The sequence below is a fragment of the Clostridium saccharobutylicum DSM 13864 genome (genome assembly GCF_000473995.1).
GTDB classification, from domain to species: Bacteria; Bacillota; Clostridia; order Clostridiales; family Clostridiaceae; genus Clostridium; species Clostridium saccharobutylicum.
In genome coordinates this window covers 2,548,100-2,567,351 of sequence record NC_022571.1, presented here as the reverse complement: position 1 = coordinate 2,567,351, position 19,252 = coordinate 2,548,100, and the positions used below count along the sequence as shown (strand labels likewise).

Below are 19,252 nucleotides of genomic sequence, written 5' to 3'. Positions count from 1 at the left end.
TTTATTTATTATACAAGTAAAGTTAATAATTTATATGGTTCAATATTGATATCAAGACATATAAATTACTGCAAATTCAGAAATATAAGTGATTTTTTAAGTTCATAGGTTTGAATCTCAACGAAGAGCTGATATAAAGAATTGATGATTTATCTAGCAAAATTACAAGGAGTATCTAAATTAAAATGCAACCTACATCAAGGACATTTTAATTTAAGATACTCCTTTTTCTATTGTACATATAAAGAAAATTCACAAAATAGGAAAAGGTATTCATAAGAAAAAACTATGGAAAGTGGGACAAACGTAAAAATATAGCTATTAGTAATATGTTAACGATTTAAATATAATTAAAGTGTAAAAGGAAATAAAACAAAATACCAAGGAGGTAAAGAAATGTCAAAATTAAATGAAACCGAGTTTAAGGCGTATTTAAAACAAATCAGAGAATTAGCAGAAGGTCCTTTTGAAGAGATTCAAAAAGAAGTTGAGGTAACTAACAAGTTTCCAAAGGAATTTTTTAAATTAGCGATTGAGAATAACTTATATAGATGCTGTTTACCAGTTAAATATGGCGGATGGGGATTAAATGAATTAGAAATTTTACAAGTACAAGAAGAGTTTAGTAGAGGTCCAGGAGGAATGCGTATGCATCTTCATTATGCAGCAGACATGAACTGGAGAATACTTGATGATTTTGGAAATAAAGAATTGAAAGATGAATATATGAATAAGTTTGCCGATAAAACAATATTTACTTGTTTCGCATTAACTGAAGAAACAGGTGGCACAGGTGCAGATTTGCATACAATGGCTGTAAAAGATGGCGATGATTATATTCTTAATGGTGAAAAAACATTAATTTCACATACTGATTGTTGTGAATTTGCATATGTAATAGCTGTTACTAATCCAACTGCTCCAAAGGATAAAAGATTATCTGCATTTTTCGTACCAGTTAATACTCCAGGTTATGAAACTGTTCCAATGCCTCATATGATGGGCTGCCGTGGAGCTGGACATGCTGGATTGAGATTTACTAATATGAGACTTAATAAGAAATATTTACTTGGTAAAGAAGGCGATGGCCTTAAAATTGCAATGCACTCTTTATCTGTATCTAGAGCTCATATTGCAGTAAGTAATCTTGGTATGGCTCAAAGAATGTTAGAAATGTCAATTGCAAGAGCAAAAGATAGAGTAACCTTTGGTAAGCCATTAATTAAAAGACAAGCAATTCAACAAACAATTGCTGATATGGGAACTGAGATCTATGCATTAAGAATGATGGTTTATGATTTTGCAAAGGATTACGAAGAAGGTAAAGACATCGAAATGAAAGCTGCTATGTGTAAACTTCATAGCATAAACACTGTTAAATTAGTATCTGATTACTGTTTAGAGATATTTGGTGGTATTGGATACTTTGAAGATAATCCTTATGGACCAGTTGAAAGATTATATCGTGACTGTAGAGCAATGTGGTTAGAAGAAGGACCTAGAACAGTTCAAAGATTAACAGTTTCAAGAAAATTAATCGCAAGTGGCGGAGTTATTGATTAAAACACATAAAATAGTTTAAGCATAATATATAGCCTTTTGAATTTTTTCAAAGGGCTATATGTACAAATAGGCAAAGAACGGGAGGATCAAAATGGAACCTTTAAAAGGAATTAAAGTAGTAGATTTGACTACCTATTTAGCAGCACCTACTACTGTTAGAGTAATGGGTGAATGGGGAGCTGAATTAATTAAAATAGAATCTAAAAAAGGAGATCCAGCAAGAGAACAGGGCTCAGTATTTAACATGCCTTATAGTAATGATGAAAATTTAGCTTTTGATGTAGCTAATATGAATAAGAGATTTATTACTATAAATTTGAAGACAAAACATGGTTTAGAGGTAGCGTATAAGTTATTAGGTCAAGCAGATGTATTTGTTACTAATACAAGAACAAAATCATTAGTTAAGCTTGGTTTGGACTATAATACTTTAAAAGAAAAATTTCCTAAGCTTATTTTCGCCCAAGTATTAGGATATGGGGAAAATGGGCCTGAAAAAGATACCGCTGGCTTTGACGCAACTTGTTATATGGCAAGAGGAGGAGTTCTTGCGACAACTGTAGATAAAGGTGGTTCACCAATGAATCCAAGCAATGGATATGGAGACTTTCAGGTTTCAATGTGCTTATTATCAGGTATTTGTGGTGCACTTTATAACAGAGAAAAGACTGGAAAAGGAGATAAGGTAACAGTTAGTCTTCACCATACAGCAGTATTTATGCAAAGTGTTGCAATGATTTCTGCTCAATATGGAAATAAGTATCCAAAGAGCAGAAAAGAAATTCCAAATCCATTTAATAATTGCTATCGAACAAAAGATAATAAATGGGTTGTAATGTGTTGCCCAGAATATGATAGAGATTTTGATAAAATTATGAGCTTATTAGGAAGAAAAGATATGGTCGGAAACACCAAGTATAATAAGTGTGCTTACGTAAATGCTAATAATTTAAATCATGAAGTAGTAGATATTTTAGACTATGCAATATCTAAAATTAATAGAGATGATTTAATGAAGATACTCAAAGAAAATGACTTAGCATGTGAGGCAGGATATGAGCCATTAGATATATATAAGGATGAACAGGTATGGGCAAATAATATATTGACAAAAGTAGGTTACCCTTCTGGAGAAAGGATGATTCCTACTAATCCAGTTTTATTTGGTTCTTTTCCTAAACCTAAATTAAAAACTTGTAAACCACAAGGCATGCATACTGAAGAAATTATGAAGCAGTTAAATTATAGCGCTGAAGAGATTGAGCTATACATGAAAGAGGGCGCCATAGAGGGATTAAAACTAATTGATTAATTTTAAAAAATAACATATTAGGATTTTATTTTCAATTATTAAAAATTAATGAGAAGGAGGAATTTTAATGAGCTTAATATACACAAACGAGCAAAAGGAACTAATTGCTATGGTAAAAGAAATGGCAGAAAATGAAATTAAGCCATATGTTCAGGAATCAGACGAAAAAGGTGAATGTCCAAGAGAATTATTTAAATGTGCTTTTGATATGGGGCTTCATATGCTTGAAATACCTGAAGAATACGGTGGAACTGGTTTAAGCTATGAAACTACAGCTATGATTTTTGAGGAATTAGCAAAAGTAGATGCTGGTTATGCAATTAGTTTTGTTACCACATTTGTTGCATTAAGAAATGTAATTCTTTCAGGCACTAAAAAACAGGGCAAATATTTTGCAGATGTTATTGGAAAAGGTAATTTTGCAGGTTTTGCTCTTACAGAACCAAATGCAGGATCTGATCCTGCTGCAATGAGAGGTACTGCTGTTAAAGATGGTGAGGATTATATTTTAAATGCAACAAAAACTTTTATTACTAATGGTGCATTAGCTTCTTTAATTGTAGGTTTCTTTAAAACTCAAAAAGAAGCTGGACATAATGGAATTTCTGCATTTATTATAGATGCAAATTCACCTGGAATTACAATTGGAAAACATGAAAATAAAATGGGACTTCGTTTATCTAATACTACAGATGTTACTTTTCAAGATGTAAGAGTTCCAGCATCTAATATGATTGGAGCTGAAGGATCTGGATTTAAGCTAGCTTTAAATGCATTAAATTTATCAAGAGCATTTGTAGCAACTTTGGCAGTAGGTATTATGCAAAGAGCTCTAGATGAATCAGTAAAATATTCAAAAGAAAGAAAACAATTTGATAAGCCTTTGATTAAATTCCAAATGGTACAGCAAATGTTGGCTGATATGGCAATTAAAACAGAGGCTTCAAGGGTTCTTGTAAATAATACAATGAAATTAATGGATAAGGGAGATTTAGTTCGTAAAGAAGGTTCAATAACTAAAGCTTTTGTATCAGACTGTGCGCAAGAAGTAACATCTAATGCAGTTCAGATTTTTGGTGGCTATGGATACAGTAAGGAATATCCAGTTGAAAAACTTATGAGAGACTGCAAGGTATTCCAAATTTTTGAAGGCACTAATCAAATTCAAAGAATGACAATAGCTAGTGTTTTAGAAAAGGAATATAAGTAAGGGGGAGACAAAATGAATATAGTTGTTTGCATAAAACAGGTTCCAGATACAACAGAGATTAAAATTGATCCAGTAAAGAATACATTAATTCGTAATGGAGTTCCAAGTATATTAAATCCATTTGATAAAAATGCTTTAGAACAGGCACTCAGATTAAAAGATCAATATGGTGGTACAGTAACTGCAATTTCCATGGGGCCTAATAATGCAAAAGCAGTCTTAAGAGAAGCTCTTTCTTTAGGAGCAGATAAAGCATATCTAATTACAGATAGAGCTTTTGGTGGATCTGATACTTATGCAACGAGTTACATTTTATCTAAAGCAATTCAAAAGATTGGAACATTCGATTTTATTTTGGTAGGCAAACAAGCAATTGATGGAGATACTAGACAAACTGGTTCAAGTATTGCAGAGCATTTAAATATTAATAGATTAAGCCATGTATTGGATATTAAAATGGAAGGCGATAAATGTATTGTAAAGCGTCAGATTGAGGAAGGTATTGAAGTAGTTGAAGCAAAATTACCTGTTCTTTGCACTATAACTAAAGAAAGTAACAAGCCAAGATATGCGACAATTAAAAGAAAAATTGACTCTTTGAAAGCTGAAATTAAAGAAATTAATTTATCAGATATGCCAGATACCGATATCACAAAGATTGGACTTAAAGGTTCACCAACAAGAGTAAAAGCAACCTTCACTCCAAAACGTCAGGCAAGTGGTGAAATAATAGAAGTTAAAAATCCTAAAGAAACAGCTAAAAACTTAGTTTGCAAACTATTAGAAGCAAAATTGTTATAAGGGAGGCTTTTAATCATGAATTTTGAACAATACAAAGATGTGTGGGTATTTATTGAATGCTTTCAAGGACAGCCAAAAGATGTTGGATTTGAGTTACTTGGTCAAGGAAGAAAATTAGCAGATGGTTTAAATCAAAAATTATGCGCTGTAGTAATTGGAAATAATATAAAAAATGCAGTTAAAGAAGCTAATTATTATGGTGCAGATAAAATTTATGTAGTACAAGGAGAGGAATATTCCAATTATTCTTCAGATGCATATGGTAATGCCTTTTTAAAGTTATGTGAAAAATATAATCCAAATACTATTTTGATAGGTGCTACTATCAAAGGAAGAGAGCTTGGATCTAAAATAGCAGTTAGTCTAAGAACTGGCTTAACAGCAGATTGTACTGCTTTAAGTGTAGAAACAGATACTAAAAATGTTGTATGGGAAAGACCAGCTTTCGGTGGTAATCTTTATGCTCAAATCCTTTGTAGTGATACACGACCACAAATGGGGACTGTAAGACCTGGTGCTTTTAAGAAACCAGAAAAAAATGTAAATAATAATGCTCAAATTATAGAAGAAAACATAAGAATGGACACAAATGATATTCTTACAAAAGTAGTTGATTTTATTAAATCAACAGAAGAATCTGGAATTAAGTTAGAAGAAGCAGAATACATCGTATCTGGCGGAAGAGGAATGAAGAATGCAGAAAACTTTAAAATACTTAATGAACTAGCAGATGTATTAGGTGGAACTGTTGGCGCTTCAAGAGCAGCTGTAGATGCTGGATGGATGCCTCAATCTAAACAAGTAGGACAGACTGGAAAGACTGTTACACCCAAAATATATATTGCCTGTGGAATTTCAGGTGCAGTACAACATCTAGCTGGAATGAGCTCTTCAGATACTATAATTGCAATCAACAAAGACCCATCAGCACCTATTTTTGAAGTTGCAGATTATGGACTAGTAGGAGATATATTTGAAATAATTCCAGAAATTATTAAAGAAATTCGCTCGGCAAAGAATATATATGAATAAATACTCTAGCTATATTCTTTTTATAAGGGAGAAAAAATATGTTAGGTGAAGTAAAAATAAATGATAATCAAAAAAAAATATATGAAGAAATGGGCTATTGGGGAAAGAAAACTCTTATAGATTACTGGAATGAATGTGTAAAAAAGCATGGAAATCGTGAATATATAGTAGATGATATTGGAAACAGGTATACTTATAAAGAAGTGGATGAAAAAGCTGGAGCCATAGCTTCTTATTTTGTGGAAATAGGAATTAAACCATTAGATATAGTATCTTTTCAGCTACCTGTATGGAGCGAATTTATTTTTCTAACTGTTGCATGTATAAAGTTAGGAGCTATAATTAACCCTATTGGTATGTGTTATAATCCAGAAGAAGTTTCTAAGCTTTTAAATCAGACTGAAAGTAAACTTTATATTTGCCCTACATTGTATCATAACACTAATTATGAAGAAGTGATTTCATCAATTAAGAAGAATGTAAAAAAATTAAAAACTATTATATTAGTTGATAAACTTAAAGAAAAAAAGGTAACTATAATGTTTTAAGCGAAATTCTTTTAAAATATTCTCCGCTAAAATATAATACCAATGTGGACAGCAACGATATTGCAGCTGTCCTCTATACTTCTGGAACTTGTGGAGGCACAAAAGGTGTTATGCTTACACATAATAATATAATATTTAGTGAGAGTAATTTTAATAATGAACTAGAACTTACAAAAGAGGATATAATTTTTATGCCAGCTCCATTAAATCATGCTACTGGCTTTCATCATGGAATAATTGCTCCTATGTTTCTGGGTGCAAAAGTCGTTTTACAAAGTAAATTTAAGAGTAAAGAAGCAATTAATCTTATGAATTCAGAAAAATGTACTTATTCAATGGGTTCTACTCCTTTTATTTATGATATCTTAAAAGTCATGGAACAAGAAAACGTGCGTTTGAATTCGTTGAAATTTTATCTTTGTGGTGGAGCTATGATTCTTAGAGATATGATTAGAAAAGCTTATGAATATGGAATTAAATTATGTGAAGTTTATGGAGCTACAGAAAGTGTTCCTCATATATTTGTACGACCAGATGAAGCTGTAGAATTAATTGGATGTACTTCTGGACAAGCAATGAAAGGCGTAGAAGTTCGTATTGTGGATGAGCATAGAAAAAAAGTTCCGCCAGGAACAATTGGAGAAGAAGCATCAAGGGGACCTAACGTATTTGTAGGTTATATAAATGATAAAACCTCTACTTATAAAGCATTAGATGATGAAGGTTGGTTTTATAGTGGAGATTTTTGTGTTATGGATGAAAACGGAAACATAGCTGTTGTTGGACGAAAAAAGGATATAATAATTAGAGGTGGAGAGAATCTAAATTCAAATGATATAAGGAGTTATATTGCTAAATTTCCTGCTATTCAAGATGAAGCTGTAATTGGAATGCCAGACGAACGTCTTGGTGAGCGAATTTGTGCTTATGTTGTATTAAAAGAAGGAATAGAATCTTTAGATTTAAATAAGCTTTTGAAATATATGGAACAAAAAAAAGTTCCTAAACGATATTGGCCTGAACGATTAGAAATTATTAAAGAAATTCCAAGAACTGATAGTGGAAAAGTGAAAAAAAACATATTGTTAGAAGATTTAAAAGTTCGAATGAAAATGCAGGAGGAATTGGTGTGAAACAACAAGAATTTGCTCCAAGAAGATCAAAAGAAACTAAAAAACCCAAGGTTGTATGCCCTAATGTAACATTTTATTATTGCAAGCATTGTAGAAGCGTTTACCAATCTTTAAGCTTAAAAAAAGAAGCTATTCCAATGTGTTGTAATGAAAAAATGAATAAATTACAGGAAAAGACTCCTTCAGAAGTTTCCGATGAAATTTTAATCGATTATAAAATCACAGGAGGATATAATGAAAATGCAGTAGAAGTATTCTGGAAAATAAAAAAAGAAAATGTTTCAGTTGAATGGATTTATCTTAAGACATTTACAGGCGGTCAAATAAAGTATGTAACAAACCCTAAAAAAGCATCCTTTATATTTGCTTTGGCTGATGAAGATGCTTATGTGTACTGCGATGAAAATCCCTGTCTAGAATGTATATTTCTATGTAAAAGGGGATTTGAAATTTATGTACACATAAAAGAAAATGAATTAGTTAAAATTTCACTAGAAAGGATGCATTCTAATTGGAAGTCTTAAGCTTTTGCATTTGCATTATATAGTCTATAAATATTTCCACAGGCCTAGTGTGATAAGTGTTTTTCCTATAACACATATATATAATACGTGAGTTAGACGGTATATCAAGTTTAATAAGCTTTAAATTATTAAACTGACGTAAAAAAGACGTACGAGCAGCAATAGCAACTACGTCCATTGAAGATACCATTCCACCAAGAGTAACTTCGTCATCAAAAGAATAATCTGCATTTAGTCCATCTGCTTTTAGAATTTTCATAATAGTTTTTCCAATAGGTAGTGTTTCTCGATAGGTAATTAGTGAATAACCTTGGATATCTTTAATATGGATAAGTTTTTCTTTTGCTAGCGGATGTTGTTTATTAACGACAAGAACTAATTCCTGAGTCAGAATTGGAATAAATTCGAGATTAGTCTCATTTTCTAAAAGAGAGCAGAAACCGATATCATATTTATCAGATTTTATACCTTCTATAATTTCTAAAGTCATACCAGTAAAAATATTAAATTTGGTTTTGGAATTTACAGTTTTTAAGTATCTCTTGATTACCATAGGTAGAAAATCTCCACAAAAGTGTGGGAACACATCCTATATCAATCACTCCTGCTAAAGCGCCACATTTTTCTTTGGTTACTTCAATTCCTTTTTCAAGTTCATTTATAGCTGTACTGACGTACTTATAGAAGTCTGTTCCGTATTTTGTTAATTTCATGTTTCGTCCATCTTTACGGAATAGTTCAACTCCAAGTTCTTCTTCTAAAGAAGAAATAGAACCACTTAAAGTTGGTTGGGTTATATATAATTCTTTGGCCGCTTGAGTAAAATGCTGTAATTGAGCCAATTTTTTAAAGTAGTACAATTGATTTAAATTCATGGGACACCTCCATGTAAACTATGTTAAACAATATATATTTTAACATTAATTGTATATATTTTCCATAAGTATAAAGAATAATTTTAGGAGGATTTTTTATGACTAATATAAAAAAAACCAATATACGATGGGCAGTAGCTGTTGTATTGGCACTTTCTTATATGGTAATGTTTCTAGGTAGAACCGTATTTTCTGTATCTGGATCTGATATTATGCAGCAATATGGATGGAGCTCTACACAGTTTGGATATGCTTCTACTGCATTTTTTATTGGATATATGATTACTATGATACCATCTGGTGCTATTGCTGATAAGTATGGCGCTACTAAGGTACTTATTGTTAGTTTGTTGCTTTCAGGGTTATTTACATTATTAACACCTATTATTGGGATTTCTATTGGATCTATGATTTTTATTCGTGCTCTTGAAGGTGTTGCACAAGGATGTATTGTTCCTGGTGCAATGTCAAACTTAGGAAGATGGATTCCCAAAAAAGAATCTGGAATTGCATGTGGATTAGTACAAGCAGGATGCCCATTAGGTTCAGCAATTAATATGTATGTAGCAGCAGCTTTATTGCCTATTATTGGGTGGAAAAAGTTATTTTATTTATATGCAGTATTCTTCCCAATATGGTGTATTATTTGGGCATTAGTTGGTAAATCAAATCCTTCGGATCATAAAAAAGTTAATAAAGCAGAACTTGATTATATTGCTCAAAAACAACAAAAGCAGTTATTAATAACAAATTCAAATATCACCAAATCTGATGTTTTGAGAAGTTCTTCTGTATGGTTAATGTGTTTATCTTATGCATGTGCAACTTATATGTATTTCTTCTGTACTACATGGCTTCCAAATTATTTTGCTATTGGACGTGGTATGAAAATAAGTGCAGGAGGCCACTCCTTTTATTGTAGGTTTCTTTACTTATTTTATAGGTGGTTTTGTTTCTGATGCAGCTTCTAATAAATTTGGAGATAAAATAGGACGTAAATTAGTACAGATAGTTGGTATGATTGGAGCTGCAGTTCTTATTTTCCTAGGTGCTAATTTTACTAATCCAACACTTGTTATTGCATCTGTATCATTATCTTATGGATTTCTTTGTTTGACTATGAGTGGATATTTTTCAGTAGCACCATCTATTTGTCCAACACTTGCAGGTGTTTATTCCGGTATTGCGGGAATTTTAGGATCTATTTCAGGAATACTTGCACCAACTATAACTGGCTTTGTCGTTGATGCTGGATTAAAAGCTGGTGCTAGTAATGCAGTTGCATATGGTTATGCACTATGGATATGTGCAGGTATATGTATTTTAGGTTCTATTTTTGCTATATTAGCAAAACTCGATCCAGTAAAACACAAAGAATAATCTAAAAGAAGTTAAAATATTTTAAAGAAGTATAGTATTTATTGTTTTATAGTAAATGTTTAAATAAATACTAAGAATATTAAAAAGAACAGATCAAATTAAGAATTGAATGTGTCTAATTGTAATTTAAATTGTTATTCTCATGTAAATTAGATATAATACATTTGAAAGAATAGCAAAATAAAAATATAGTTGGAGTTATTCAATTCTTTTTTATTACAATACATATAAAAACAACATGTTAATATTCTTTGTAAAATATTTTTATATACCTAAAACGAGAGGAGGAGGACTTGGGTTTGAAAAGAATTAATATTTTAAATGAAGATACAGCTAATAAAATTGCAGCTGGAGAAGTTGTTGAAAGACCATCTTCGGTAGTTAAAGAATTAGTAGAAAATTCAATTGATGCAAATTCAAAGAATATACTGATTGAAATAGAAGAAGGTGGAACATCTCTAATTAGAATTGTTGATGATGGAGATGGAATTTATAAAGATGATATATCCAAAGCGTTTCTTCCTCATGCTACTAGTAAAATTAAGGAATCAGAAGATATTTATAATATAAACACATTAGGATTTAGAGGGGAAGCACTTCCCTCTATAGCATCAGTAGCTAAAGTTAATTTAAAATCAAAACAAGAAGATGAAAAGTATGGATATGAAATTGAAATTGAGGGTGGAAAGTTCTCAGAAGTAACTGAATGTGGTATTAATAAAGGCACTATTATTGAAGTTCATGACTTGTTTTTTAATGTACCAGCAAGAAAGAAATTTTTGAAATCAGTTTCCAAAGAAGGCTCTTTAATTACGGATATAATAACTAGAATTGCACTAGCTAATCCTTCGATAAGTTTTAAATTATATAATAATCACAAAAAAGTTCTTCACACTTTCGGAAATGGAGATCTTAAAGACACTATTAGAACCGTTTATGGCAAAAACATAACTGATAATATAATTTATTATGAGGATACATCGGACTTAGTTACAATTTACGGATATGTAGGAAAAGAAGATATTGCTAGAGGTTCTAGAAATAATCAAAGCATCTTTGTAAATAAGAGATATATAAAAAATCGTAGTCTTGCAGTAGCAGTAGAGCAAGCTTTTAAATCTTTTTCTACTGTTAATAAGTTTCCTTTTTTTGTATTGTTTATAGAGATTTATCCTGAATATGTGGACGTAAACATACATCCAACTAAAGCAGAAGTAAAGTTTAACGATGAAAGAATGATATTTAAAAAGATTTTTGGCGCAGTACATACCTCACTAAAAAATGAAGTTTTTGACACATTTGCTATAAAGGAAGAGGAACAAAACATTAAACAAAGTAATATACCTACTTTTGAAGAAATCACATTTAAAATCAAAGAAGAAGAGGAAAAAGTTAAACTTGCAAATAATGCAGTAAAAGAAGTTATTGAAAGTGGTAAGGTACTTACTATAAACAATGATATAGTTTCTAATAATGTGAAAACATTGCCTATAGACGATACTTCACTAAATGTACACAAGAACGATTCAATTAATTTAGATAATTTAACTGTAACAGAGGTTAGCATCCCTTTAGATTTAAAGTCTAATAGTATAAATGAAGATTTAGTTAACGAATATTCTAATCATAATCATTTAAATATAGATAATAAAAATTCAGAAACCATGACAAAAGAAATTTATAAAAATAGTGACTCGAACAAATGTTCTGACGACAAAAAAAGTTCATTCGATGAGGCTATCACTAATTCTGTTAATTTTTTACAAGATGAAGTCTTTAAAAAAAATCATTATATAGAGCTTAATAATAAAGATGAATTTACTAGTGTAAATAATGGAATAGACGAGGAAATAGCTTTTGATAATCAGAATGAAAAACATACTATAAAACGAACAGCTAAATTCCCTCCAATGACTATAATAGGTCAATATAACAAAACTTATATATTAGGCGAATATGATGGTACTTTATATATGATAGACCAACATGCAGCCCATGAAAAAATTTATTTTGAGAAATATTTAAATGATATTGAAAATGGAGATATTGTAATTCAACCGCTTATGGTTCCAAGTATTATAGATTTAACAATAGATGATTATTCTTACTTTGAAGAAAACAAAGAAGTATTTAAGCAAGCCGGATTTGTTCTTGAAGAATTTGGAGGAACATCTTTGGCATTAAAGGAAGTTCCATATTTTTTAGGAAAGCTTAATCCTAAAAAATTATTTTTAGAAATACTTGATAATCTTAAGAATTTGGGTAATGGTAAGACAACAGAAGTTAAACATAATGCAATAGCAACTAAAGCATGTAAAGCTGCAATAAAAGGGAATGATAAGCTAGAATTAAATGAAATGGTTAAGCTTGTAGAGGAATTACGTTATATTGATGATCCTTTCCATTGCCCACATGGAAGGCCTGTAATAATTAAATTCACAAGTGTAGATATAGATAAAAAGTTTAAAAGAATAATTTAATCAAAAAGGAATGAGACTATGAAACAAAAATTATTAGTACTTGGAGGACCTACTGCAGTAGGGAAAACTGAACTCTCTATAAGAATTGCAAAAGAGCTAAATGGAGAAATTATTTCAGCTGATTCTATGCAAATATATAAATATATGGATATCGGGTCTGCAAAAGTAACAAAAGAGGAGATGAAAGGAATTAAGCATCATTTAATAGATGTTATCTCCCCAGATGTCCCATTTTCAGTAGCTGATTTTAAAGAATATGGAGACAAAGCTTTAAGTGATATCATAAGTAGAAACAAATTTCCTATAATAGCTGGAGGGACAGGACTTTATATTAATTCATTAACTTGTAACATGACTTTTACAGAAGCTGAAAAAGATGATGAATATAGAGATTTATTAGAGCATTTAGCTATAGAAAATGGAAATGACTATATACATGAAATGCTTAAAGAATGTGATCCTATAAGTTATAAGGAAATACATAAAAACAATAGAAAAAGGGTTATTAGAGCTTTAGAAGTGTTTAAACTTACGGGTAAACCATTTAGTTCTTATGATGCAGGAGATGACTTCTATAAAAGCGATTATGATGTATATTATTATGTTCTAACTATGGATAGACAAAGATTGTATGATCGAATTAATAAAAGAGTAGATATTATGTTTAAAAATGGCTTATTAGATGAGTGCATAAAGCTTAAACAAATGGGTTATACTTCAAATATGCAATCTATGCAGGGGATAGGATATAAGGAGATTTTATATTATTTAGAAGACAAAATATCATTAGAAGAAGCAATTGATATGATAAAACAAGGCTCGAGAAATTATGCAAAGCGTCAACTAACATGGTTTAGAAGGGATAAGCGTTGTATATTTTTAGACAAAGATGTAATGAGTGATGAAGATATAGTAAATAAAGTTCTTAATGACATTGGAATAAAGTAGAGTTATAATATGTAATATAAGGCACATTCAAAAAATAACAAGTCCATTTGCTTGCTTATTTTTCATTATACTACGTCGGCAAATTGCCGTAATAGGCCAGCTATGATGGCGATTTACCTCCTTGTCTGATAAAAAATTTCCACGGCAAATTGAACTTTTTATTTATTTTCATATGCCTAATTACTAATTATGGAGGTGTTATATTTTGGTCAATAAGCAACAAAATAATTTACAAGATATTTTTTTAAACAACGGAAGAAAGAATAAGATTCCATTAACAATTCATTTATTAAATGGATTTCAATTGAAGGGTGTTGTAAAGGGATTTGATAGTTTTACTGTTGTTTTAGAATGTGAAAATAAACAAATGCTAATATATAAGCATTCAATCTCAACAATAACACCATCTGAACCAATTTTATTTGTAGATAACGAAAGTACTAATAAATAATAAATAGGCAAATTACTGCCTATTTATTTTTGTGAAGTTTTAATATATCAATACTTAAAGGAGAATAACTAAACATGTTAAGAAAAACAGAAGAATTTTTAAAAGGAAATTATGCTATTAATGAGAAAACATTTGAAATATATAGACAGGCTATCTGTGATATTGAAATGACATTAAAAGAATATGATGAAATAAGAGAATTTAATCAACTTAAGGTTTTAAGAGCTTTTCAAGAAGAAAGAATAAGTGATTCGCATTTTACAAATACAACTGGATATGGTCTTGATGACTTAGGTCGTGATGCGCTTGATAATGTATATGCTCATATATTTAAAACTGAAGCTGGACTTGTTAGACCTCATTTTGTAAGTGGTACACACGCAATTGGAGCAGCCATTGCTGGTAATGTAAGACCTGGAGATAAAATACTTTGTGTTTCAGGACTTCCATATGATACATTACTTGGAGTATTAGGTCTATCAAAAAAGAAGAATCCAGGATCATTAGATGAATATGGAATCAAAACAGATGTTGTAGATTTAGATTCAGAAGGAAAATTTCAGTTTGATGAAATTCAAAAAGCACTTAAGAATGACAAAAGCATAAAACTAATACATATTCAAAGAAGTACAGGATATGCTTCAAGAAAATCGTTCTTAGTATCTCAAATAGCAGAGGTAATAGAATGCATAAGACAAGTTAGAAAAGATGTAATAATCTTTGTTGATAACTGCTATGGAGAATTTATTGAAACTGAAGAACCAACAGAGTTTGGAGCTGATTTGATGGCAGGATCTCTTATGAAAAATATAGGAGGGGGAATTGCACCAGGTGGCGGATATATAGTTGGTAAACAAGAGTATGTAGATGCAGCAGCTAACAGAATGACAGTTCCTGGAGTAGGAGGCGAGTATGGTGCAACTTATGGTCTTATGAGAAGTTTCTATCAAGGATTATTCTCTGCGCCTCATGTAGCTATAGAAGCTGTTAAAACTGCAATCTTTACAGCTAGAGTTATGGAAATTGCAGGATTTAAAGTATTCCCAGCTTCTACAGATAAAAGAACAGATATAATACAAGCTATAGAATTCGGTGATGCTAAAAAATTAGTTAATTTCTGTAGTGGAATTCAAGCCGGTTCACCAATTGATGCTTTTGCAGTTTGTGAGCCATGGGCAATGCCGGGATATGATAGCGAGATAGTAATGGCGGCTGGAGCGTTTATTTCAGGCTCAACAATTGAATTATCAGCAGATGGTCCTGTTAGAGAACCTTATATAGCTTACATGCAAGGCGGTTTAAATTTTGATCACGGAAAAATAGGTGTGCTTATTGGTTTAAGCAAGGTATTAGAAGTTTAATAAAATTTTAATATTAATAAATAAAAGCTTTCTCATTAAATTGTGAGAAAGCTTTTATTTATTAGAATATATCATAATAAAATATAACTATGTAAGTTTATAAGTTGAGATTATTTAATACGATCTAAATATTCCAACTAGTTTTCCTAAAATAGAACAATAATCAACTATAATTGGTTCCATAGTGCTATTTTCTGGCTGAAGTCTAATATGATCTTTTTCTTTGAAGAATCTTTTAATAGTAGCAGAATCTTCAATCAGAGCAACTACTATATCTCCATTCATCGCACTATTAGAACTTTCAATAATAGCTAAATCATTATTATTTATACCAGCTTCAATCATGCTTTCTCCTGATACGCGCAAGATAAAAAGCTCTTTATTATGTTTTACAAAATCTAATGGTAAAGAAAAAGTATCTTCTATATTTTCAGTTGCAAGTATTGGTAGACCTGCAGTTATCTTACCTATAATAGGAATGTTAATCATTTCTCTTTTAGTAGTAGATAATTCTGCTATTTCTAAAGCTCTTGGTTTGGACGGATCTCTTTTAATCAAGCCTTTTCTCTCTAATCTTTTCAAATGACCATGAACAGTTGAAGTTGATCTTAAAGATACTGCTTCACAAATTTCTCTTACAGAAGGAGGGTACCCCTTACTTTCTGTGTAGGTTTTTAAAAACTCATATATTTCTGATTGTTTATCCTTTTCGTCTGCCATTACACACACCTCGCATTCTTATTTGATATTATATCATACCTTATTCTTTATGGCAAACCTATGTTCTTGTGACTATTTCTATATGTTTTACAGAATATAATTTGCTTAATTAAAATACTTTTGATATAATGATAAAATGACTTTATAATAAAGAGATTGAGGTGTTATAAATGAATTATAAATATACTGATGATGATTATTGTGATATATATGAAAATAAAATTTGTGACAATTGCGGTAAGTGCTTAGAAATGGAAGGAATAGATACCAAAGCAATCAAAATAGAAGATATAGCAAAAACACAAGAAGAAAATGCATTATTAGAAGAAGAGTTTTTAAACGACTTAAGATCTTCTTTAGATGAAGACGAACTTAATGAAGTAAATGAAGAAAATCTTGATCTAAAAGAAATATATAATAAATTTGGTAATAATATTAATTCTAATAAAAAAAGCAACTTTGAGTATACAGAAGAAGAGTACGAAGATGCTTTTGATCATATAGAATATATAGATGAGTTAAAAGATATTAATGACGCAGATTTTGAAGAAATGACAGAAGAGGTTTATCCAGGTGTTAGAAGATTTAAAAAGGTTATAGAGTAGAAGCAGAGCTCTGATTAAAGAAGAATAGTTAAGCTTTTAATTTTTGAATAATTTTTCTATTTATTTCGAATACTAATCTCGTAATACATATTTTACTGAGAAAGGATGAGAAATATGAAAAGAAGATTATTTAAAATATTAACTTTTGTTATGATTTTAGGAACTTCAATCCTTACAGTTGGATGTAGCTGGACTAATTCTAATAAAACCGGTAATAATGATAATACATCTAATAATAACAAAATTACCGAAGGCACTAACAAAGCAGGCGAAGCAGCAAAAGAAGGTGCTGATTCTGCTAAATATACTGCTACAAACGTGAAAGATGACATAGCAAAAGCTGGTCATGAACTCAAAGAATCACCCAATAGCAAGAAAAATTATTTCAAAGGAACTGAAACAGATTATACGGCAGGTAATGACTTGGTCAGAGTTTACGAATATGATTCTGCTGATGCAATAAAATCTGATATAGATACAATTTCAAAAGACGGAATGACTGTAAATGGAGTAAAAACTGACTTTAAAAGTAAGCCATATTATTATAAAAGAGGGAATACGTTGATAGTGTATGAAGGTAATGACACCGAATACGTTAATAATTTAGAGAGTTTATATGGCAAACCACTAATTTAAACAAAAGCTACTTTTTATATTTTTTATAGAAAGTAGCTTTATTTTTTGTATTATCGCTAGAATTGACATAAAGTTAGACACAATCAAATAAACGACAAGTCCAAAGTTGTTATTTATTTAATTGTGCCGCAAAACCAATATTAAAATAATTTTTATGTTTTATATAAGTGTAAAAGTTTAACGTAATAGGAGAGTGATTGTATGATTTCAAACTATAATTTAGAAAGTGGATTTGATTTTACTGCATCCCTTAACGCGTCATCATCAACATGTGTATAAATTTGCGTTGTTGATATATTTTCATGACCTAGGATGCTTTGGAGACTTCTTATATCTACATTTCCATACTTGTACATAAGAGTAGCTGCAGTATGTCTCAATTTATGAGGCGTATATTTTTCGTCTGTAAAACCAGCATTAGTAACGTGTTTTTTTATCATGATTTCAACAGTTCTTTGGTTTATAGGACTGTTTCTAGTTGAAAGAAATAAAAAGCTTTTATGTTCTGGCAAAGCTTTTGTATCATCTCTAACAGTTAAATAATTACTAATAGTTTTCAAACAAGCCTCGTTTAAATATACAGTTCTTTCTTTATTACCTTTACCTATGATAGTAAGAGTATCATTTTTGATTTTATTTATTTGAATTCCGCAAAGTTCCGAAAGTCGCATTCCACAATTCAAGAATAGAGTTAAAATACAATAATCTCGAGCATAATTCTTATTGCTTTTATCCAATGAATCTAATAAATGCAAGCTTTGATTTAGTGTAAGATAAATAGGGTGTCTTTTGTTTATTTTTGGGGTTTCTAGCTCCAATGTAGGATTTTCGTCAATGATTTTAGCTTTGCCTTGAAGAAATTTAAAATAAGACTTCAACGTTGCAACTTTTCTAGATCTTGCATAAGAGCTATTATTTCTATATTTTTCTGTAAATGACATAAATGCATAAAGATCTCTAAGTTTAATGCTTTTTAAAACATCATTATTAATAGAACTTATATCAATTTCTTCAAATTCAATTTTTTCATCTTTTACAAGGCCTTTATATATCGTTATAAATCTAAAGAAAATTGTCAAATCCTTTTTGTAAGCTGTAATTGTATTTTCGGATTTATTTTTGATTGTCTCTAAGTAATTAAGAAAATCAATTACTGACTCTGGTAAATTTACAGTATCCTTAAATATATTCATATTATATTTCATTTTTTATATCTCCGTCGTTATTTTTTAATGTTGATATATATATTATACCAAGAAAACAATTTTTAATCAATTATTTCGGGAAATATACATTTCCCGAAATAATTATATGGATTTTTTTAAAACTAAATCAAATTTTACTTTAAATTAATCGCTCTTTTTAACGGTAAATTTTCAAATCTGCGTATTCACATTACTTATTAAGTATATCATTTACAATTTAAATGTATAATTAATATTAACTTATATCAATAATCACATATGAAATTTAATTATTTTTTATTTTTTATTTTTTATCTAATTAGTTTTGTATATTTAAATAATTGCATATCAATTATGATTTTTATTTTAATTAATATTTTATTATTTTATAACATTTATATAAAAATAATACTTAATTTAAATAAAATAACTTCATATTATTAATATTACATTTTTACTTTAATAATCTATATAAGTAATTATATACCA

20 protein-coding genes are annotated in these 19,252 nt (G+C 30.0%); 16 read left to right on the top strand and 4 right to left on the bottom strand.

Going from position 1 to position 19,252, the window contains the following annotated elements:
• Window positions 1–396 precede the first annotated feature (396 nt).
• The 8 genes from CLSA_RS10940 (at window position 397) to CLSA_RS10910 (ending at window position 8,123) form a co-directional block, all read left to right on the top strand.
• Entirely contained in the window at window positions 397–1,563 is a 1,167-nt protein-coding gene (locus CLSA_RS10940) for an acyl-CoA dehydrogenase family protein (RefSeq protein ID WP_022746388.1), read from the top strand.
• Between the two features lie 91 nt (window positions 1,564–1,654).
• Entirely contained in the window at window positions 1,655–2,875 is a 1,221-nt protein-coding gene (locus CLSA_RS10935) for a CaiB/BaiF CoA transferase family protein (RefSeq protein WP_022746387.1), read from the top strand.
• A 67-nt stretch (window positions 2,876–2,942) separates the two neighbouring features.
• Window positions 2,943–4,085: an acyl-CoA dehydrogenase family protein gene (locus tag CLSA_RS10930; RefSeq protein ID WP_022746386.1), complete on the top strand. Its 1,143-nt coding sequence runs from the start codon at window positions 2,943–2,945 to the stop codon at window positions 4,083–4,085.
• A gap of 12 nt (window positions 4,086–4,097) precedes the next feature.
• Complete coding sequence (locus CLSA_RS10925) at window positions 4,098–4,886, top strand: electron transfer flavoprotein subunit beta/FixA family protein (protein WP_022746385.1); 789 nt, start codon at window positions 4,098–4,100, stop codon at window positions 4,884–4,886.
• A 15-nt stretch (window positions 4,887–4,901) separates the two neighbouring features.
• Window positions 4,902–5,918: an electron transfer flavoprotein subunit alpha/FixB family protein gene (locus CLSA_RS10920; RefSeq protein WP_022746384.1), complete on the top strand. Its 1,017-nt coding sequence runs from the start codon at window positions 4,902–4,904 to the stop codon at window positions 5,916–5,918.
• A gap of 38 nt (window positions 5,919–5,956) precedes the next feature.
• Window positions 5,957–6,466 (top strand): AMP-binding protein, encoded by a 510-nt coding sequence (locus CLSA_RS23985; RefSeq protein WP_022746383.1) that lies wholly within the window; start codon window positions 5,957–5,959, stop codon window positions 6,464–6,466.
• A gap of 44 nt (window positions 6,467–6,510) precedes the next feature.
• A complete protein-coding gene (locus CLSA_RS10915; protein WP_022746382.1) occupies window positions 6,511–7,599 on the top strand; it encodes an AMP-binding protein in 1,089 nt (362 codons plus the stop codon).
• On the top strand, window positions 7,596–8,123 hold the full coding sequence (locus tag CLSA_RS10910; RefSeq protein ID WP_022746381.1) for a hypothetical protein: 528 nt from the start codon (window positions 7,596–7,598) through the stop codon (window positions 8,121–8,123). The genes CLSA_RS10915 and CLSA_RS10910 overlap by 4 nt, the downstream gene beginning before the upstream one ends.
• On the opposite strand, the gene CLSA_RS23980 is transcribed toward CLSA_RS10910, so the two are convergent.
• Both CLSA_RS23980 and CLSA_RS23975 read right to left on the bottom strand, forming a co-directional pair.
• Window positions 8,107–8,676, bottom strand: a complete 570-nt coding sequence (locus CLSA_RS23980) for a LysR substrate-binding domain-containing protein (RefSeq protein ID WP_236907516.1) — start codon at window positions 8,674–8,676, stop codon at window positions 8,107–8,109. The two genes, CLSA_RS10910 and CLSA_RS23980, sit on opposite strands and share 17 nt — an antisense overlap.
• Window positions 8,627–8,998 (bottom strand): LysR family transcriptional regulator, encoded by a 372-nt coding sequence (locus tag CLSA_RS23975; RefSeq protein ID WP_236903232.1) that lies wholly within the window; start codon window positions 8,996–8,998, stop codon window positions 8,627–8,629. Before CLSA_RS23975 ends, CLSA_RS23980 begins: the two co-directional genes overlap by 50 nt.
• A 98-nt stretch (window positions 8,999–9,096) precedes the next feature.
• On the opposite strand from CLSA_RS23975, the gene CLSA_RS10900 reads away from it, so the two are divergent.
• The 6 genes from CLSA_RS10900 (at window position 9,097) to CLSA_RS10875 (ending at window position 15,618) form a co-directional block, all read left to right on the top strand.
• Window positions 9,097–9,957, top strand: coding sequence for an MFS transporter (locus CLSA_RS10900; RefSeq protein ID WP_041716242.1), 861 nt, complete (start codon window positions 9,097–9,099; stop codon window positions 9,955–9,957).
• Window positions 9,893–10,378 carry an MFS transporter gene (locus CLSA_RS10895; protein WP_041716241.1) on the top strand — a complete coding sequence of 162 codons (486 nt, stop codon included), beginning with the start codon at window positions 9,893–9,895 and terminating at the stop codon, window positions 10,376–10,378. Before CLSA_RS10900 ends, CLSA_RS10895 begins: the two co-directional genes overlap by 65 nt.
• A 299-nt stretch (window positions 10,379–10,677) precedes the next feature.
• On the top strand, window positions 10,678–12,858 hold the full coding sequence (mutL, locus tag CLSA_RS10890; protein WP_041716240.1) for a DNA mismatch repair endonuclease MutL: 2,181 nt from the start codon (window positions 10,678–10,680) through the stop codon (window positions 12,856–12,858).
• A gap of 18 nt (window positions 12,859–12,876) precedes the next feature.
• Window positions 12,877–13,806, top strand: coding sequence for a tRNA (adenosine(37)-N6)-dimethylallyltransferase MiaA (gene miaA, locus CLSA_RS10885; protein ID WP_022746379.1), 930 nt, complete (start codon window positions 12,877–12,879; stop codon window positions 13,804–13,806).
• A gap of 205 nt (window positions 13,807–14,011) precedes the next feature.
• Window positions 14,012–14,257 (top strand): RNA chaperone Hfq, encoded by a 246-nt coding sequence (gene hfq / locus CLSA_RS10880; RefSeq protein WP_022746378.1) that lies wholly within the window; start codon window positions 14,012–14,014, stop codon window positions 14,255–14,257.
• A gap of 74 nt (window positions 14,258–14,331) precedes the next feature.
• The gene (locus tag CLSA_RS10875; RefSeq protein WP_022746377.1) at window positions 14,332–15,618 is read left to right on the top strand and encodes a methionine gamma-lyase family protein; all 1,287 of its coding nucleotides are present in this window, start codon (window positions 14,332–14,334) and stop codon (window positions 15,616–15,618) included.
• A 114-nt stretch (window positions 15,619–15,732) separates the two neighbouring features.
• Here the strand turns inward: CLSA_RS10875 and lexA are convergent, their stop codons facing one another.
• Window positions 15,733–16,338 carry a transcriptional repressor LexA gene (lexA, locus tag CLSA_RS10870; protein WP_022746376.1) on the bottom strand — a complete coding sequence of 202 codons (606 nt, stop codon included), beginning with the start codon at window positions 16,336–16,338 and terminating at the stop codon, window positions 15,733–15,735.
• A 170-nt stretch (window positions 16,339–16,508) separates the two neighbouring features.
• Here lexA and CLSA_RS10865 point away from each other — a divergent pair, with 170 nt between their 5' ends.
• Both CLSA_RS10865 and CLSA_RS10860 read left to right on the top strand, forming a co-directional pair.
• Window positions 16,509–16,943 carry a hypothetical protein gene (locus CLSA_RS10865; protein ID WP_022746375.1) on the top strand — a complete coding sequence of 145 codons (435 nt, stop codon included), beginning with the start codon at window positions 16,509–16,511 and terminating at the stop codon, window positions 16,941–16,943.
• Window positions 16,944–17,057: 114 nt separating this feature from the next.
• The gene (locus CLSA_RS10860; protein ID WP_022746374.1) at window positions 17,058–17,579 is read left to right on the top strand and encodes a hypothetical protein; all 522 of its coding nucleotides are present in this window, start codon (window positions 17,058–17,060) and stop codon (window positions 17,577–17,579) included.
• A 212-nt stretch (window positions 17,580–17,791) separates the two neighbouring features.
• On the opposite strand, the gene CLSA_RS10855 is transcribed toward CLSA_RS10860, so the two are convergent.
• Window positions 17,792–18,784, bottom strand: a complete 993-nt coding sequence (locus CLSA_RS10855) for a tyrosine recombinase XerC (protein WP_022746373.1) — start codon at window positions 18,782–18,784, stop codon at window positions 17,792–17,794.
• Window positions 18,785–19,252: the final 468 nt, after the last annotated feature.